Origin of the sequence: Aeromonas sp. OTU364, assembly GCF_038440395.1 — a bacterium.
Lineage (GTDB): Bacteria > Pseudomonadota > Gammaproteobacteria > Enterobacterales > Aeromonadaceae > Aeromonas.
Map to the genome: position 1 here is coordinate 13,447 of NZ_JASATR010000003.1, position 14,540 is coordinate 27,986.

Annotated in this window: 14 protein-coding genes; 9 read left to right on the forward strand and 5 right to left on the reverse strand. The window is 64.5% G+C overall.

The annotated features are described in order from the left end of the window. The first annotated feature begins 229 nt into the window (after positions 1-229). Positions 230-1,684, forward strand: coding sequence for a molybdate ABC transporter ATP-binding protein ModF (gene modF / locus AAHB08_RS04530; RefSeq protein ID WP_342058243.1), 1,455 nt, complete (start codon positions 230-232; stop codon positions 1,682-1,684). A gap of 18 nt (positions 1,685-1,702) precedes the next feature. Here modF and AAHB08_RS04535 read toward each other — a convergent pair whose 3' ends face one another. The 3 genes from AAHB08_RS04535 to AAHB08_RS04545 form a co-directional block, all read right to left on the reverse strand. Beyond that, positions 1,703-1,894, reverse strand: coding sequence for a hypothetical protein (locus AAHB08_RS04535; protein ID WP_342058244.1), 192 nt, complete (start codon positions 1,892-1,894; stop codon positions 1,703-1,705). A 5-nt stretch (positions 1,895-1,899) separates the two neighbouring features. Further along, positions 1,900-2,439 carry an isochorismatase family protein gene (locus AAHB08_RS04540; protein ID WP_342058245.1) on the reverse strand — a complete coding sequence of 180 codons (540 nt, stop codon included), beginning with the start codon at positions 2,437-2,439 and terminating at the stop codon, positions 1,900-1,902. A gap of 84 nt (positions 2,440-2,523) precedes the next feature. Continuing rightward, positions 2,524-2,910, reverse strand: a complete 387-nt coding sequence (locus AAHB08_RS04545; protein WP_342058246.1) for a VOC family protein — start codon at positions 2,908-2,910, stop codon at positions 2,524-2,526. A gap of 342 nt (positions 2,911-3,252) precedes the next feature. Here AAHB08_RS04545 and AAHB08_RS04550 point away from each other — a divergent pair, with 342 nt between their 5' ends. Beyond that, on the forward strand, positions 3,253-4,074 hold the full coding sequence (locus tag AAHB08_RS04550) for a MetQ/NlpA family ABC transporter substrate-binding protein (RefSeq protein ID WP_247626476.1): 822 nt from the start codon (positions 3,253-3,255) through the stop codon (positions 4,072-4,074). Between the two features lie 58 nt (positions 4,075-4,132). On the opposite strand, the gene AAHB08_RS04555 is transcribed toward AAHB08_RS04550, so the two are convergent. After that, on the reverse strand, positions 4,133-4,855 hold the full coding sequence (locus AAHB08_RS04555) for a phosphatase PAP2 family protein (protein ID WP_139439501.1): 723 nt from the start codon (positions 4,853-4,855) through the stop codon (positions 4,133-4,135). Between the two features lie 292 nt (positions 4,856-5,147). Between AAHB08_RS04555 and AAHB08_RS04560 the strand changes: the two genes are divergently transcribed. The 7 genes from AAHB08_RS04560 to dedD all read left to right on the forward strand — a co-directional run bounded on the left by AAHB08_RS04560 (position 5,148) and on the right by dedD (position 13,991). Beyond that, complete coding sequence (locus tag AAHB08_RS04560) at positions 5,148-6,269, forward strand: 4-phosphoerythronate dehydrogenase (RefSeq protein WP_342058247.1); 1,122 nt, start codon at positions 5,148-5,150, stop codon at positions 6,267-6,269. Positions 6,270-6,421: 152 nt separating this feature from the next. Next, the gene (locus AAHB08_RS04565) at positions 6,422-7,438 is read left to right on the forward strand and encodes an aspartate-semialdehyde dehydrogenase (protein ID WP_139439503.1); all 1,017 of its coding nucleotides are present in this window, start codon (positions 6,422-6,424) and stop codon (positions 7,436-7,438) included. 293 nt (positions 7,439-7,731) lie between these two features. Then, positions 7,732-9,813, forward strand: a complete 2,082-nt coding sequence (locus AAHB08_RS04570; RefSeq protein ID WP_342058248.1) for a FimV/HubP family polar landmark protein — start codon at positions 7,732-7,734, stop codon at positions 9,811-9,813. Positions 9,814-9,973: 160 nt separating this feature from the next. Then, on the forward strand, positions 9,974-10,783 hold the full coding sequence (gene truA / locus AAHB08_RS04575; protein ID WP_265436108.1) for a tRNA pseudouridine(38-40) synthase TruA: 810 nt from the start codon (positions 9,974-9,976) through the stop codon (positions 10,781-10,783). 118 nt (positions 10,784-10,901) lie between these two features. Beyond that, entirely contained in the window at positions 10,902-11,765 is an 864-nt protein-coding gene (gene accD / locus AAHB08_RS04580) for an acetyl-CoA carboxylase, carboxyltransferase subunit beta (RefSeq protein WP_342058249.1), read from the forward strand. 2 nt (positions 11,766-11,767) lie between these two features. Then, positions 11,768-13,024 (forward strand): bifunctional tetrahydrofolate synthase/dihydrofolate synthase, encoded by a 1,257-nt coding sequence (gene folC, locus AAHB08_RS04585; protein WP_342058250.1) that lies wholly within the window; start codon positions 11,768-11,770, stop codon positions 13,022-13,024. A 181-nt stretch (positions 13,025-13,205) separates the two neighbouring features. After that, on the forward strand, positions 13,206-13,991 hold the full coding sequence (dedD, locus tag AAHB08_RS04590; protein ID WP_342058251.1) for a cell division protein DedD: 786 nt from the start codon (positions 13,206-13,208) through the stop codon (positions 13,989-13,991). A gap of 111 nt (positions 13,992-14,102) precedes the next feature. On the opposite strand, the gene AAHB08_RS04595 is transcribed toward dedD, so the two are convergent. Further along, the gene (locus AAHB08_RS04595; protein ID WP_043132186.1) at positions 14,103-14,459 is read right to left on the reverse strand and encodes a TusE/DsrC/DsvC family sulfur relay protein; all 357 of its coding nucleotides are present in this window, start codon (positions 14,457-14,459) and stop codon (positions 14,103-14,105) included. Positions 14,460-14,540 lie beyond the last annotated feature (81 nt).

Sequence of the window (14,540 nt, forward strand, 5' to 3'; positions counted from 1 at the left end):
AGACTCTCATTTCGTAGTTGAGAGGGGGCTCAAAAAAATCTCATTTGAGCCCATATGGGGGTATCAATGGGGCAGATTACGTGTTTTATTGAGAGTTATTCGCATTCAACGCTAATGATCTTTTTGTTGATAGAAGGGCCTGTTGTGAAGCGCCCCTCACCCCTGTCATGGCTGCCGCTGGTCGCTATCCCTGTTAAGGTAAGGGCAAAACAGCACTCAGGACGGATCCATGACTCTTTTGCAGTGGCAATCAGCCAGGCTGGCTCTTCACGGCGACCAGACCCTCTTCATCCCCGACCTCAAGCTGGCGCCTCAGGCGTGCTGGGCCTTCGTCGGCAGCAACGGCAGCGGCAAGACGGCGCTGGCCTCTGCCCTGTGCGGCGAGCTGGCCGTCCGTGCAGGGGAGGTGACTGGCCGGGTGAGGGCCGAGCGCCTCTCCTTCGAGTCGCAGCAGCGGCTGGGGGAGCTGGACTGGCAGCGGCGCAACACCGACATGCTGGGGGAAGAGGAGGAGGCCGGCTATCGGGTGTCGACCCTGATGCTGGAGGAGGGGGGCGAGGAGGCCCAGGCCCGCTCGCTGCTGGCGCGCTTCGGCATCGAGTCCCTGTGGGATCGTCCCTACCGCCATCTCTCGAGCGGGGAGGGGCGCAAGCTGCTGCTGGCCCGCGCCCTGCTGGGGCGGCCCGAACTGTTGGTGCTGGACGAGCCCTTCGATGGGCTGGATCAGGGCTCTCGCCAGGAACTGATGGCGCTGCTAGCAGAGCTGGTCGGGGAGGGACAGCGGTTGGTGGTGATCGTCAACCGCTTCGACGAGATACCCCCCTTTGCCACCCACCTCGGCCTGCTCGGGGAGCTCAGCCTGCTGCTGGCGGGGGAGCGTGACGCCGTGCTCGGCAGCCGGGAGGTGGCCCAGCTGGCACGGGCCGAAATCGCCTCACCCCGCTTACCGCCTCCGCTGACGGCTCCCGCGCCCTTGCCCCCCGGCCCCCGGGTACAGATGCGCGCCTTGCGCGTTGCCTACGGGGAGCAGGTCATCATCGACGGGCTCGACTGGAACATAGAGGAGGGAGAGCACTGGCAACTGGTGGGGCCCAACGGTGCCGGCAAGTCGACCCTGCTCGCCCTCATCACAGGGGATCATCCGCAGGGGTACAGCAATGATCTGCGCCTGTTCGGAGTGCGCCGGGGCAGTGGCGAGAGCATCTGGGAGATCAAGCGCCACATCGGCCTGGTGAGCCCGGCCCTGCACCTGGACTATCGCGTCAATTGTTCGGTGCTTGCGGTGGTCCTCTCCGGCTTTTATGACTCCATCGGCCTCTATACCCACCCGGGGGATCGCCAGCTGGCGCTCGCCAACCAGTGGCTGCTCCTGCTGGGGCTAAAGGAGCAGGGGGCGCAGCCCTTTCACTCCCTCTCCTTCGGCCAGCAGCGCCTGGTGCTCATCGCCCGGGCTCTGGTCAAGCATCCGCCGCTGCTCATTCTGGACGAGCCCCTGCAGGGGCTGGATCCCTTGAACCGCCACCTTGTGCGGGAGATGGTGGTGCGCCTCATAGGGGAAGGTACCCAGTTGCTGTTCGTCTCCCATCACCCCGAGGATGCGCCCCCCGGCCTCACCCACCGGCTGAGCTTCGTGCCAAACGGCGTGGGGGGTTATCGCTATCTGCAGGAGCGGCTGGGGGACTGAGCTCTCGGGTGGTCATGATCAGAGAGGGGGCGGCTCGGCAAGGAGCGGGGGCATGCCCAGCAGCGCCCACCACAGCCCTAAGAAGAGCATGCTCCCCAGCCAGAGCCAGGCCAGATAGTGGCGGGTAGCCGCCATGCCTGTCATCGTCACCGTGAGCGCCACCCCGAAGGCGATGAGGGCAAACATCAGGGGGGCCATGTTGTCCATCATGGCGGTCATTTCACCAGAGAGAGGACCTCTCGAAACGCCGAATGGCGGCAATCTCCCATCAGCTCGTAGAGGCACATCTCCACCGAGGTGAGGGTAGCCCCCCGGGCCGCCAGCTGACCGATGGCGAGCTCCCGGTTGGCGGCGGTGCGGGACGACACCGCATCCACCACCAGAGAGACCCGGGCGCCGCTCGCCAGAAGCCCCTGCACGCTCTGGTAGACGCAGATATGGGCCTCGATGCCGCACACCAGCCAGTGGCCGACCCCGGTCCCGGCCAGGGCATCGGCGACCGTCGGCTCCCCCAGGGCGCCGAAGCTGTACTTGGGCAGCACAAGGGTGCCCGCCTGCAGCGGCTGCAACTCGGGCACCGTGGCGCCGAGCTTGTCCGGGTTCTGCTCCAGCCAGACAACCGGCAGCCCCAGCGCCTTGGCTCCCTGCACCAGTCGGGCCGTGTTGGCGATGAGCGAGTCGCTCCCCTCCACCAGGCGGGCCAGCTTGCCCTGGATATCGACCACCAGCAGGCCGGTGTTGCGGCTTTCAAGCATGATTTTCTCCTTTGTTTGTGGCGAGCTTCCTGGCCCTGAGCTCAACGACGCTGGGCTCTTGCTGACAAGCTGCACGGCGCCCCTTCACGCGCTCGCCGTGCCAGGGGGGTCAAGGTAGGCCAGGGCCTCTATGTTGTTGCCGTCCGGATCGAGCAGGAAGGCGGCGTAATAATTGGGGGCATAGTGGGGACGCAGCCCCGGCTGCCCGTTGCAGGCAAAGCCGGCCCTGACGCCAGCCTGGTGAAACTCATCCACCTGGGCCGCGCTGCTTGCCGCGAAGGCGAGATGGCAGGGGGCACCCTGTTGGCCCCGCTCTATCAGGAAGCCCACCTTGTCGTGACCAACCCGGCCGAAACCTGCGGCGTCTTTGTCTGCCCATTTGAGTGTTATCAAGAGAGGGGCCAGCACGGTTTCATAAAAGCGTCGGCAGTCGTCGACGCGCACCACCTTGATTTCAACATGATCGAACACTGTGACTCCTTGTGCTGTCTGGGGGCTGAACAGGCTCTCGGCACCCTTATGGGATCCCGTGAAGATGGGTATCGAATGACCACAATAAGCCGGTTTTGCGTCAAGCGGGGAGAGGGCAAGCCGCATAACTGCGTGCTCCGTCAAAGATTTCTCATCCAGGGGGCGGATGGGCTTTGCCTCTCTTTGGCCCAGCTTGCCCGGTTTTGTTGCTTGGCGAAGGGGAAAAGCTCTGTTATGGTGTCCTTAATTAGCCGTTTGGATGGCTAGATGGTTGTGGTGTCGACCTTCATGATGACACCCGCAGCCCCACCATTTTGATGATCATTTCGACAGGGAGTTTCTATGCAGCGTCGTTCCTTCTTCACCCTCTCCGCCCTCGCGCTGCTCGCCAGCAGCCTGCCGCTGTCAGCCTTTGCCATCGATGAGGCGAAGAAAGAGATAGTGATAGGCACTACTGTCGGGGACTTCGCCGACATGGTGACCGACTCCATCAAGCCGCAGCTCGAAGCCAAGGGCTACAAGGTCAAACTGGTGGAGTTCACCGACTACGTGACCCCCAACATCGCCCTGGCGGACGGGTCGCTGGACGTCAACTGCTTCCAGCACAAGCCCTATCTGGAGAGCTTCTCCAAAGACCGGGGCCTCTCCCTGGCCCCCATCACCCAGGTGCCGACCGGCCCCATGGGGCTCTACGCCGGCAAGCTGGGGGATCTCAAGGCCCTGAAAGAGGGCAGCACTGTCGCCATTCCCAACGACCCCACCAACCAGGCGCGGGCCCTGCTGATGCTGCAGGACCTGGGCTGGCTGACCCTCAAGGAGGGGATCAACCCCCTCAAGGCGAGCGAATTCGATGTGGTGAAGAACCCCCACGACATCAAGCTGGTGTTGCTGGAGGCGGCGCAACTGCCCCGCTCCCGTGAAGACGTGGACTTCTCCGTCATCAACGGCAACTTCGCCGCCTCGAGCGGGATCCCCTTCAGCACGGGTCTCTTCCTCGAGCGCAGCTATGACTTCATCAACTGGGTGGTGGTCAAAGGGGCCGATGCGGACAAGCCGTTCGCCAAGGATGTGGCGGCGGCCTACAACTCCCCCGAGTTCAAGGCCTATGCCGCCAAGCGTTTCGTCGGCTACAAGTACCCTCAGGGTTGGCAGAGCCAGGGCTGAGAGCAGCACCTGCAACGAAAAAACGGGCACCAGGGTGCCCGTTTTTTCGTCTGGGAGATCAGTAGCGGTGCAGCCACCAGCGGGCGGCGACGAGGGCGGTGAGGCTGCCAAGCAGGGCGCTCGCCAGCACGTCCAGGGGCCAGTGCATGCCGATCAGGGTGCGCGACAGGCCGATGCCGATGGCCCAGAGCGGCAGCAGCCAGACCCCGGCGGGGGCCCGGGCCAGCCAGATCAGGCCGAAGAACTGGGCCAGGCTCATGGCGGCGATGCTGTGGCCGGAGGGGAAGGCGTAGTTCACCTCCGTCTGCCAGTGGTGGCCGAGCCAGGCGGGCAGCGCAAGCAACTGGGTCGCGGCGTGGACCTGTTCGCTGCGAAGCGCACTGCTGCCGGCATAGAACTGGCGGATGGCGGGGATAAGCTCCTGGCTCTCCAGCCAGAGCAGATAGGGCCTTGGCTCCTCGGTCAGCTGCTTGATGAGGCTCTTGATGATCCAGTCGCTCGCGAGCGCGGCAAAGAGGGCGCCCGCGAGGGCCAGCAGGGCGGTGTGGCCGAGCGTCAGCTTGTGTCGGGTCAGCAGCAGCAAGGCGGCGATGGTGATGGCAAGGCCGGGCAGGTCCACCATGCGGGTGAGGGCATAGGGCCACCAGAGCCAGTCCGATTGCAGGGCACCCGTCATGAAGGGCTGCCAGGGCAGGCAGACGAGCAGCAGCAGCGGCAGCAGCAGTATGGCGTTGAAACCAAGCACCCGGCGGCGTGGCAACGAAGAGGCATGAGTCGGCATGAGAGGGCTCGTAACAGGTGCACATGACAGGGCGGATGATAAAGAGGCGCCATTGTGCCAGCCCGTCCTCCCTGGTCAAGCCAGGGGGCGCGAGGGCAACATGTTGTTACATATGAGTGCGACGCTCCATCTGTGGATGCCCGGGAACCCGCTTCGACGCCCCCGCTCCCTGTTGACTTAAGAGAGCGGCGCACTCTTTGCCCACGACAGCCCGAGAACAAGTCTCTGAAAATTCGGCCCGCTTGGGCTAGAATGGCGCGCCTGTGGCCGGTTGTGGATGAGAAGAGAGCCGATGAAGATCGTCGTTGATGAAAATATGCCCCATGCCTGCGAGCTGTTTGCCGAGTTTGGCGAGGTCGTCCCCCTGCCCGGACGGCAGATAGGGGCGGCGGATCTGCAGGATGCCGACGTGCTGCTGGTACGCTCGGTGACCCGGGTCGATGCCGGGCTGCTCGCCAGCTGCCCGCGGCTGGCTTTCGTCGGCACCGCCACCATAGGCACGGATCACATCGACACCGCTCTCCTGGCCGAGCGGGGCATCCCCTTCTTCAGCGCCCCCGGCTGCAACAAGTATTCGGTGGGCGACTATGTGCTCTCGGCCCTGCTGGTGCTGGCGGAGCGCCATGAGCTCAGCCTCGATCGGATGAGCCTCGCCGTCATCGGCGCCGGCAACACGGGGGAGTGCGTGGCGGGCAAGGCAGAGGCGCTCGGCATGAAGGTGCTGCGCTGCGATCCGCCGCGGGCACGCACTGAGGGTGGTGCGGGTTTTGTCGATTATCAGACGGCCCTTGGGGCCGATATCGTCAGCTTCCATGTGCCCCTGACCCGCAAGGGGCCGGAGCCGACCTTCCACCTGCTGGGGGAACGCGAGATAGCCGCGCTGCCCGGGGGCCAGTTCCTTATCAATGCCTCCCGGGGGGAGGTGTGGGACAACCAGGCCTTGCTGGCGCGCCAGCAGAGCCAGGCGCCGCTCAAGCTGGTGATGGACGTGTGGGAAGGGGAGCCTGAGCCTCTAGAGGCCCTGGTGCCTTACACCGAGATAGCCACTCCGCACATCGCCGGCTACAGCCTGGAGGGCAAGGCCCGCGGCACCTGGATGCTCTATCAGGCGCTCTGCCAGCAGCTGGGGCGCACGGCGCGCCAGGATCTGCAATCCCTGCTGCCCGCCCCCGAGGTGCGCGAGCTGACGCCGGGTCAGCCCGCCGATCAGGGGTTGATCAAGCTGCTGGTCCACCTCATCTATGACGTGCGCCGGGACGATGCCCGCTTTCGCAACCGGATCGGGTTGCCCGGCAGCTTCGATGGGCAGCGCAAGGACTACCCGGAGCGGCGCGAGCTCTCCTCCTTGCAGGTCAGCGGCCCCTTCGCCTGCGACAAGCTGGCCCGGCTGGGCTTTGCCATCTCGCCAAAATAAACCGGAATTCATGCGGGGCTCCGATCACCGGATCGGGGCCCTCCGTCTCGGCCCGCACCCTGCCGGCCGACCATCAGACAGATCACGCCTGCCGCCCCTGATGCCGACCCGGTCGGCCTCATCGGCGGGCAATATCACAGGAGAGAACATCAGTGAGTCAACAATTCAACGTAGCGGTACTGGGCGCGAGCGGCGCCGTGGGTCAGGCCATGATCGAGATCCTGGAGGAGCGCGCCTTCCCGGTCGCCACCCTCTATCCCCTGGCCTCCAGCCGCAGCGCCGGCGACACCGTGCGCTTTGGCGGCAAGAACATCGAGATCAAGGATGTCGAGGAGTTTGACTGGAGCCAGGTGCAGATCGCCCTCTTCTCCGCCGGTGCCGAAGTCTCTGCCAAGTGGGCGCCCATCGCGGCCGAGCAGGGCTGCATCGTCATCGACAACACCTCCTGCTTCCGTTACGACGAAGACATCCCCCTGGTGATCCCGGAAGTGAACCCGGATGCCCTGGCGGATTTTCGCAACCGCAACATCATAGCCAACCCCAACTGCTCCACCATACAGATGCTGGTTGCCCTCAAGCCCCTGCAGGACGAGGTGGGCATCGCCCGCATCAACGTGGCGACCTACCAGTCCGTCTCCGGCTCCGGCAAGGAAGGGGTGAGCGAGCTGGCGGGCCAGACCGCCCATCTGCTCAACGGCCGTCCGGTGGAGCCGACCATCTATCCGCAGCAGATCGCCTTCAACCTGATCCCGCAGATCGACAGCTTCACCGACAACGGTTACACCCGTGAAGAGATGAAGATGGTGTGGGAGACCCAGAAGATCCTGGGGGATGCCAGCATAGCCGTGAACCCCACCTGCGTACGGGTGCCGGTGTTCTACGGTCACGCCGAGGCGGTCCACGTCGAGCTGCACCAGCCGCTGGACGCCGAGCAGGTCAAGGAGCTGCTGCGCAATGCCCCCGGCGTCACCCTGTTTGACGACGATGCCGACTACCCGACCCCGGTGCGCGACGCCACCGGCAAGGACGAGGTGCTGGTTGGCCGGGTGCGCCAGGATATTTCTCACCCGAGCGGTATCAATATGTGGATCGTGGCCGATAACGTTCGTAAGGGCGCGGCGACCAACAGCGTGCAGATTGCCGAGCTGCTGGTGCGCGACTACCTCTGAGGCCGTTTTGCGGTCTGCGGCGGGGAGGGAGCCCCGCCCGAGGAGATGAGCCAGGGTCCCGGGATGTGACCGGGGGCGCACTCTCCGGTTTTAAGAATGTCGCGTGATATCAGTGAGCTAGGTTTTTTTCTACACTCGGGTTCGCGTCTGGGGCCGCTCTCTGGCGGCATGGGGACGCGAAATATGTCGGATCGCTGGCTTGAGACCGGCGGCTGATTTATATTGAGCCGATTGTTTTGGGGTAACTATCCAGATTTTTCAATGTGATAGGGCCATCATACGAAGGAACGAATATGGGACATTCCCGCATAACGCTGGCAACGCTACTCGCATTGGGTCTTCTGGGCACGGCTCAGGCCGATGAGGCGGGGCGAGAGCCTTTCTTTGTCGAGCTCAAGGGCCCGGATGGTGCCGCACCTCCTGTCGTTCAGCCTCTGGCCCAGCCCGTGGCACCGGCCCAGCCGGCTCCCAGGGCCCAGCCCATAGTGCGTCAGGCGCCCAGCGCCGCCGCGGGCAGCTATGGCCCTGTCCGTTCCACCGATACCCTCTGGAGCCTGGCGAGCAAGCATCGCCCCTCCAGCCGGGTGACCGTCTACCAGACCATGGTGGCGATCTATGACAAGAATCCCAAGAGTTTTGCCGACGGCAACATCAACCACATCCTGGTGGGATCCCGCATTCTGCTGCCAAGCGCCGCCGAGGCGGGCCGCATCACGGACGCCGAGGCCCGTCGCCGCTTCAACAGCGACAACGCCAGCTGGAAGGGGCTGAGCCCCAAATACCTGGCCGAGAAGCAGACCCATCCGGTGGCGACCAAGCCGGCGACCAGCGCGCCGGTCAAGGCCGTGGCCAAGGCTGCCCCCCTCCCGACCGCCCCCAAGGTGAGCGCGCCTCAGGCGGCGACCGAGGTGACGGCGATCCCCAAGGCGGCCGCCCCAGCGGTGAGTGCCGCCGCGCCAACCGCAGCCCCGGCCCCCTTGCCGGTCAGTGCCGCCGCCGTGGTGGGCAAGCCCTCCACCGAGATGGCGCTGGCGCTGGAAGATGCCAACGCCCAGCTCGGTCAGGTCACCGAGATGAACCACAGGCTCAAGCTGCGCCTGCAGTCCCTGACCGAAGAGGTGGAGACCCTCAAGGCCCAGCTGCAGGATCAGACCGCGCTGCAAAAAGAGGTGGCGGAGCTCAAGGCCAAGCCGGTGCCGCCCGTGGTTGCCCCCGCACCCAAGCAGAACTGGGTGATGGAGCTGCTCGCCTCGCCGCTGAATCTCGCCATGATCATCCTGCTGCCCGTGCTGCTGGTGCTGGCCCTGGTGACGCTCTGGCTGCGGGCCCGCGCTCGGCGCGAGCTGGAAGAGCAGGAGAAGAGCCTGTCGGAGTCCACCTCCATGGTGATGGGGGAGGAGAGCAGCGAATTTGACCAGCTGATGACGGTCGGCATCGCCGATGACGAGCCCATGCACGCCATGCCGGATCTTGGGCCGGGTGACAATGGCAGTCAGGAGGGAGCCAAGGCCCCGACTGACGTCGTCTTCAGCGATGATGAGATGGCCCTGTCCGCCTTCGATGTGGAGCCTGCGGTGACGACGGCCAACCGGGATCCGGATCTGGTGCCCGAGCTCGATCTGGCTCTCGACGGAGACTTCGATCTGCCCTCGGCCCCTGAGCTGGATCTCTCCGGCGAGTCCGATGCCAGGGCCCGGGCCAGCGACGAGATCATGAGCGAGGAGGAGCTGCAAGCGGCCCTGTTTGCCGAGCTGGACGCCGATCTCGAGGCCGATCTGAGCCAGGCGCAGGCGCAGAGCAGAAGCCAGCGGGATACGGAACTCGCCAACTTTGATCTCAGCGATCTCGAGACCGGCTTCCAGGAGCCTGCCACCGACACCGCTGCCCGAGGCGACGACGCCTATGGCAAGGATGATATCGATGACATGCTGGCCGAGCTCGGGCTGGAGCCCACCAAGCCGGCGGCGCCGGCCTGGGATCCCAACGAGCTGGCCCTGGCGGACTTCGAGGATGCCTTCACCGAGGTGGAGCCCCATCAGGGCGATCTGAAGCCCCGTGAGCAGGTGCAGGCGAACGACTACGTGGAGATAGACAAGCTCCTGGCCGAGGCCAACGCCAGCAGCACTGAGCAGGAGCCCTACCAGGGCTTCTCCCTGGACGTGGGGCTGGATGGCTTCCCCGAGGTGTTGCCGGAGTCCACCGGGTTCGATGTGGATGCCGATGACGGTGGCGTGGGGGCCAAGCTGGATCTGGCCCGGGCCTACCTCGAGATCGACGACAAGGAGAGCGCCCGCGAGCTGCTGCAAGAGGCGGCGGCCCAGGGCAGCGAGCACCAGCGCAGCGAAGCCGAGAAGCTGCTCAGGCGCCTGGGGTGATCCCCTTTGCCGGTGATGAACACAGAGGGCAGCCCGCGGGCTGCCCTCTTTCATGCCGGTCGTCGGCACGGGATGCCGGCCCGGTCTGGGACTTTTGGGCCCAAGGGCGTATAATCCGGCCCGTTTCTTTCATCCTTTCCCCACAAGACAAGATTCATCCATGCGAATTGCCCTAGGTATTGAATACGACGGCAGCCGGTATTTCGGCTGGCAGCGTCAGCGCGAAGTGATCAGCGTGCAGGCCGAACTGGAAAAAGCCCTCAGCCGCATCGCCAACCACCCCGTCTCCATCCAGTGCGCCGGTCGTACCGATGCCGGGGTGCACGCCACCGGCCAGGTGATCCACTTCGATACCGAGGCGAACCGCGCCGAGGGGGCCTGGACCCTGGGGCTCAACTCCAACCTGCCGCCGGACATCGCCGTGCGCTGGGTCAAGGAGGTGGACGAGAACTTCCACGCCCGCTTCAGCGCCACCGCCCGTCGCTACCGTTATGTCATCTACAACCATAACTTCCGCCCGGCCATCCTCGGCAGCGGCGTCAGCCACTACCACGAGACCATAGATGCCGACCTGATGCACCAGGCGGGCCAGAGCCTGCTCGGGGAGCACGACTTCAGCACCTTCCGCGCCATCGCCTGCCAGTCCAACACCCCCTGGCGCAATGTGACCCACCTGTGCGTCAGTCGCTCCGGCCCCTACATAGTGCTCGACATCAAGGCCAACGCCTTCCTGCATCACATGGTGCGCAACATCACCGGCTCCCTGCTGCTGGTGGGGCAGGGGCTGAAACCCGTGGAGTGGATAGCCGAGGTGCTGGCGGCCAGGGATCGCAACCTGGCGGGGCCGACCGCCAAGGCGGGGGGGCTTTATCTGGTGGACGTGGACTACCCGGCAGAGTTTGCCCTGCCCCGGTTGCCCCTCGGCCCGCTCTGGCTGCCGGACTCGGCACCGGGTACGACCAGTTTTTAGTAACTGGGCCCGAAAATTTGTGGTTTAATGATCCGTCATTTATTGCCATCGAGCCGTAAGTCATTGAACAATCAAGGCCCGATGCGTTTTGTCAGGCACAAAAGCATTAAGGAATTCCATGAGCTGGCTTGAGAAGATCCTTCCCAAGAGCAAGATCACTACACCGCGTCGTCACAACATTCCGGAAGGGGTGTGGACCAAGTGTACTGCTTGCGAACAGGTGCTCTACCGGGCAGAGCTGGAGCGCAATCTCGAAGTGTGCCCCAAGTGTGACCATCATATGCGCATCAGCGCACGTGCCCGTCTCGAGAGCTTCCTCGACGCCGAGGGACGCAGTGAAGTCGCGGCCGAGCTGGAGCCGCAAGACATCCTGAAATTCAAGGATTCCAAGCGCTACAAGGATCGTTTGTCTGCCGCTCAGAAAGAGACGGGAGAAAAAGATGCGCTGGTGGTGATGAAGGGGACCCTCAAGGGGGTGCCGGTCGTCGCCTGTTCATTCGAGTTCTCCTTCATCGGTGGCTCCATGTCCTCCGTGGTCGGTGCCCGCTTCGTGCGCGCCGTCGAGGAGAGCATCAAGGAAGGCCGCGGCCTGGTCTGCTTCTCCACCTCGGGTGGGGCGCGGATGCAGGAGGCGCTGTTCTCCCTGATGCAGATGGCCAAGACCAGTGCGGCGCTCGATCGCCTCACCAAGGCGGGCCTGCCGTTCATTTCAGTGCTGACCGACCCCACCATGGGGGGCGTCTCCGCCAGTCTGGCCATGCTGGGTGACATCAACGTGGGCGAGCCCAAGGCGCTGATCGGCTTCGCCGGTCCCCGCGTCATCGAGCAGACTGTGCGCGAGAAGCTGCCGGAAGGCTTCCAGCGCTCCGAGTTCCTGCTGGAGAAGGGCGCCATCGATCTCATCATCGACCGCCGCGAAATGCGCAGCCGTCTGGCCGGCCTGCTGGCCAAGCTGATGAACACTCAGGTCATCGAAGACTGAACATGAGTTCGCACATGCAACAATCTCAAAGCCGGTCGCTGGTCGACTGGCTTTCTTATTTGGAACGGATCCATCCGGTCAACATCGACATGGGTCTGGAGCGGGTCGGCGCCGTTGCCCGGCGCATGGGCCTCACCCAGTTGCCGTTCAAGGTGATCACGGTGGCGGGCACCAACGGCAAGGGCTCCTCCTGCGCCATGGCCGCCAGCATACTGATGGCCGCCGGTTACAAGGTGGGGGTCTACTCCTCGCCGCACCTGCTGCGCTTTACCGAGCGGGTGCGTATCGACGGGGCCGAGCTCTCTGACAGCGAGCACTGCGCCGCCTTTGCCGAGGTGGAAGCCGCCCGCGGCGAGATTGCCCTCACCTTCTTCGAGTTTGCCACCCTGGCGGGCCTGTGGCTCTTCTGCCGCGCCGCCCCCGACGTGCTGCTGCTGGAAGTGGGGCTGGGCGGCCGGCTCGACGCCACCAATGTGGTGGAGTCCGACGTGGCCCTGATCACCTCCATTGCGCTGGATCACTGCGACTGGCTCGGGGATACCCGCGAAGCGGTGGCGGTGGAGAAGGCGGGAGTGTATCGGGCGGGCAAACCCGCCATCAGCGGCGAGCCCAACCCGCCAGCGACCATCGCCAGCGAAGCGGCGCGTCTCGGCGCCCGCCTGCGCCAGGTCGGCCGCGACTTCCACGGCGATGAGCACGATGCAGACTGGGATTACCATGGCCTGAATCACTGGCTGGGGCTGCCCAAACCCGCCCTGCCGCTGATGAACGCGGTCACCGTGCTGGCGGCGCTGGAATCCCTCGGCTTGTCGCTCTCGGAGTCCGCGATCCGTGATGGGCTGGCCAATGCCCGGCTGGCGGGACGGATGCAGCGGCTGCAAAACGAGCCCCTGGTCATCGTCGATGTGGCCCACAATCCCCATTCGGCGGCTTATCTCGCGAGCCAGCTGCGCCAGATCCCCTGCAAGGGCAAGCGCCGCGCCGTGGTGGGCATGCTGAAAGACAAGGACATGGCAGGGTCGCTGGCCGAGCTCGATGGCCTCATCGACCAGTGGTTCCTGGCGAGCCTCACAGGCCCGCGCGCCGCCACCGCAGAGCAGCTTGCCGCCGCCCTCGGGGACGGGCAGGGACCGGCGGCGACCTTTGACGGCGTGAGCGCGGCTTATCGTGCTGCCCTGGCCGCATCGAGTCCTGATGATATGGTCATCGTCTTTGGTTCGTTTTACACTGTCGCCGACGTGCTGGCGGCGAGCGCTTGAGCGGCCCGACCAGCTCTTCGCATCGTGGATGTCCGCAAGATTGCAGGCCGTTGAGTCTAAGTAACTTGGCTGGAAATTAACTGGGCTGCGAGGTTGCAAAACAGCATGGCTGTCGGGGACCGTTCATCGTGGATGTCCGCAAGATTGCAGTTGAGTTTAAGTAACATGGGTGGAAATTAACTTGGCTTCGAAGTTTCAAAATAGATTGGTGGGGACCGTCATCCTGGTCGCCCTGGTTGTCATCTTTCTGCCGGATCTGATGGACGGCAACAAGCTGGAGCAGAAGGAAGAGGCGTTTGCCAAGATCCCGCTGCGCCCCGAGCTCGAGCCAGCCAAACCCGCCTTGCAGGTCTCTGCCGCCAGTACCCTGCCGGCCGATCACCTGGCGAGCCAGCAGCAGGCCTCTGCCGCCACCCAGTGGCAGGTAGAAGAGATCGGGGATACGGTGACCCTGGCCGCCAATCAGGCCTCTGCCGCTGCCCAGGCACAGCCAGCGACCCAGGCTGCGGCCAAGCCTGAGCCCAAACCCGTGCCCAAGCCCGAGGTGGTGGCGAAGAAACCGGTGGAGCAGCCCAAGCCCAAACCGGTGCCTCCCAAGCCGGTGGAGGTGAAGAAGCCGGTGGAGAGCAAGCCGCAGGCGGGCCAGATCAAGTCCATGGACGATCTCATTGCGAGCAAGATGACGACCCAGGCGGCCACCCCGGCACCCGCGGCGGCAGCCCCGGCCCAGGGCAGCTGGATCCTGCAGCTCGGCGCCTTCAAGAATGCCGACAGCGTCAATGCCCTGGTGGGCAAGCTGAGGGCGGCCGGCTACTCGGCCCAGACCTCGCCGAGGACCCCGGTGCAGGGGCAGATCAACCGGGTCTTTATCGGGCCGGATGTCTCCAAGGCCAAGCTGCAGGGCATGCAGAGCAGGATAAGCCAGATGACTGGGCTGAGCGGCTCCGTGGTGGCCTACAACCCCTGATGGGGGGTTGACGAACGCCGAACAAAAAATACCGCGCCTCATTTGATAGATGGGCGCGGTATTTTTTTTGGTATCTGTTGATGGTCTCTCAGGGGTAGGCCGGGCTGGTTTTTAGATGCACTTCACCGGCTTGGGCAGGCCGGCGATCTTGGTGGCCTGCTTGGCGGGCCCCTCGGGGAACAGCTTGTAGAGGTAGCGGCTGTTGCCCTTCTCCGGGCCGTACTGCTTCTCCATCGCCTTGACCAGGGCACGGATGGCGGGGGAGGTGTTGAACTCCAGATAAAACGCCCGCACGAAGCGCACCACTTCCCAATGCGGCTCCTCCAGCACTATGCCCTCCTGCTCGGCCAATACCAGCGCCAGTGCCTCGCTCCACTCTTCGCTGTGGCGCAGATAGCCCTTGGCATCGGTCTCGATGAGTTGGCCGTTGAAATGCAGCTGATGGTGTTCGGACGGGTGCTCGGACATGGAGGCTCCTCGGGCTGTCGGGATTGGGCGGGCATGGTAGCGCCTTGATCTTCGGCGAGCAACCGGCGCAGACGCGCCAGG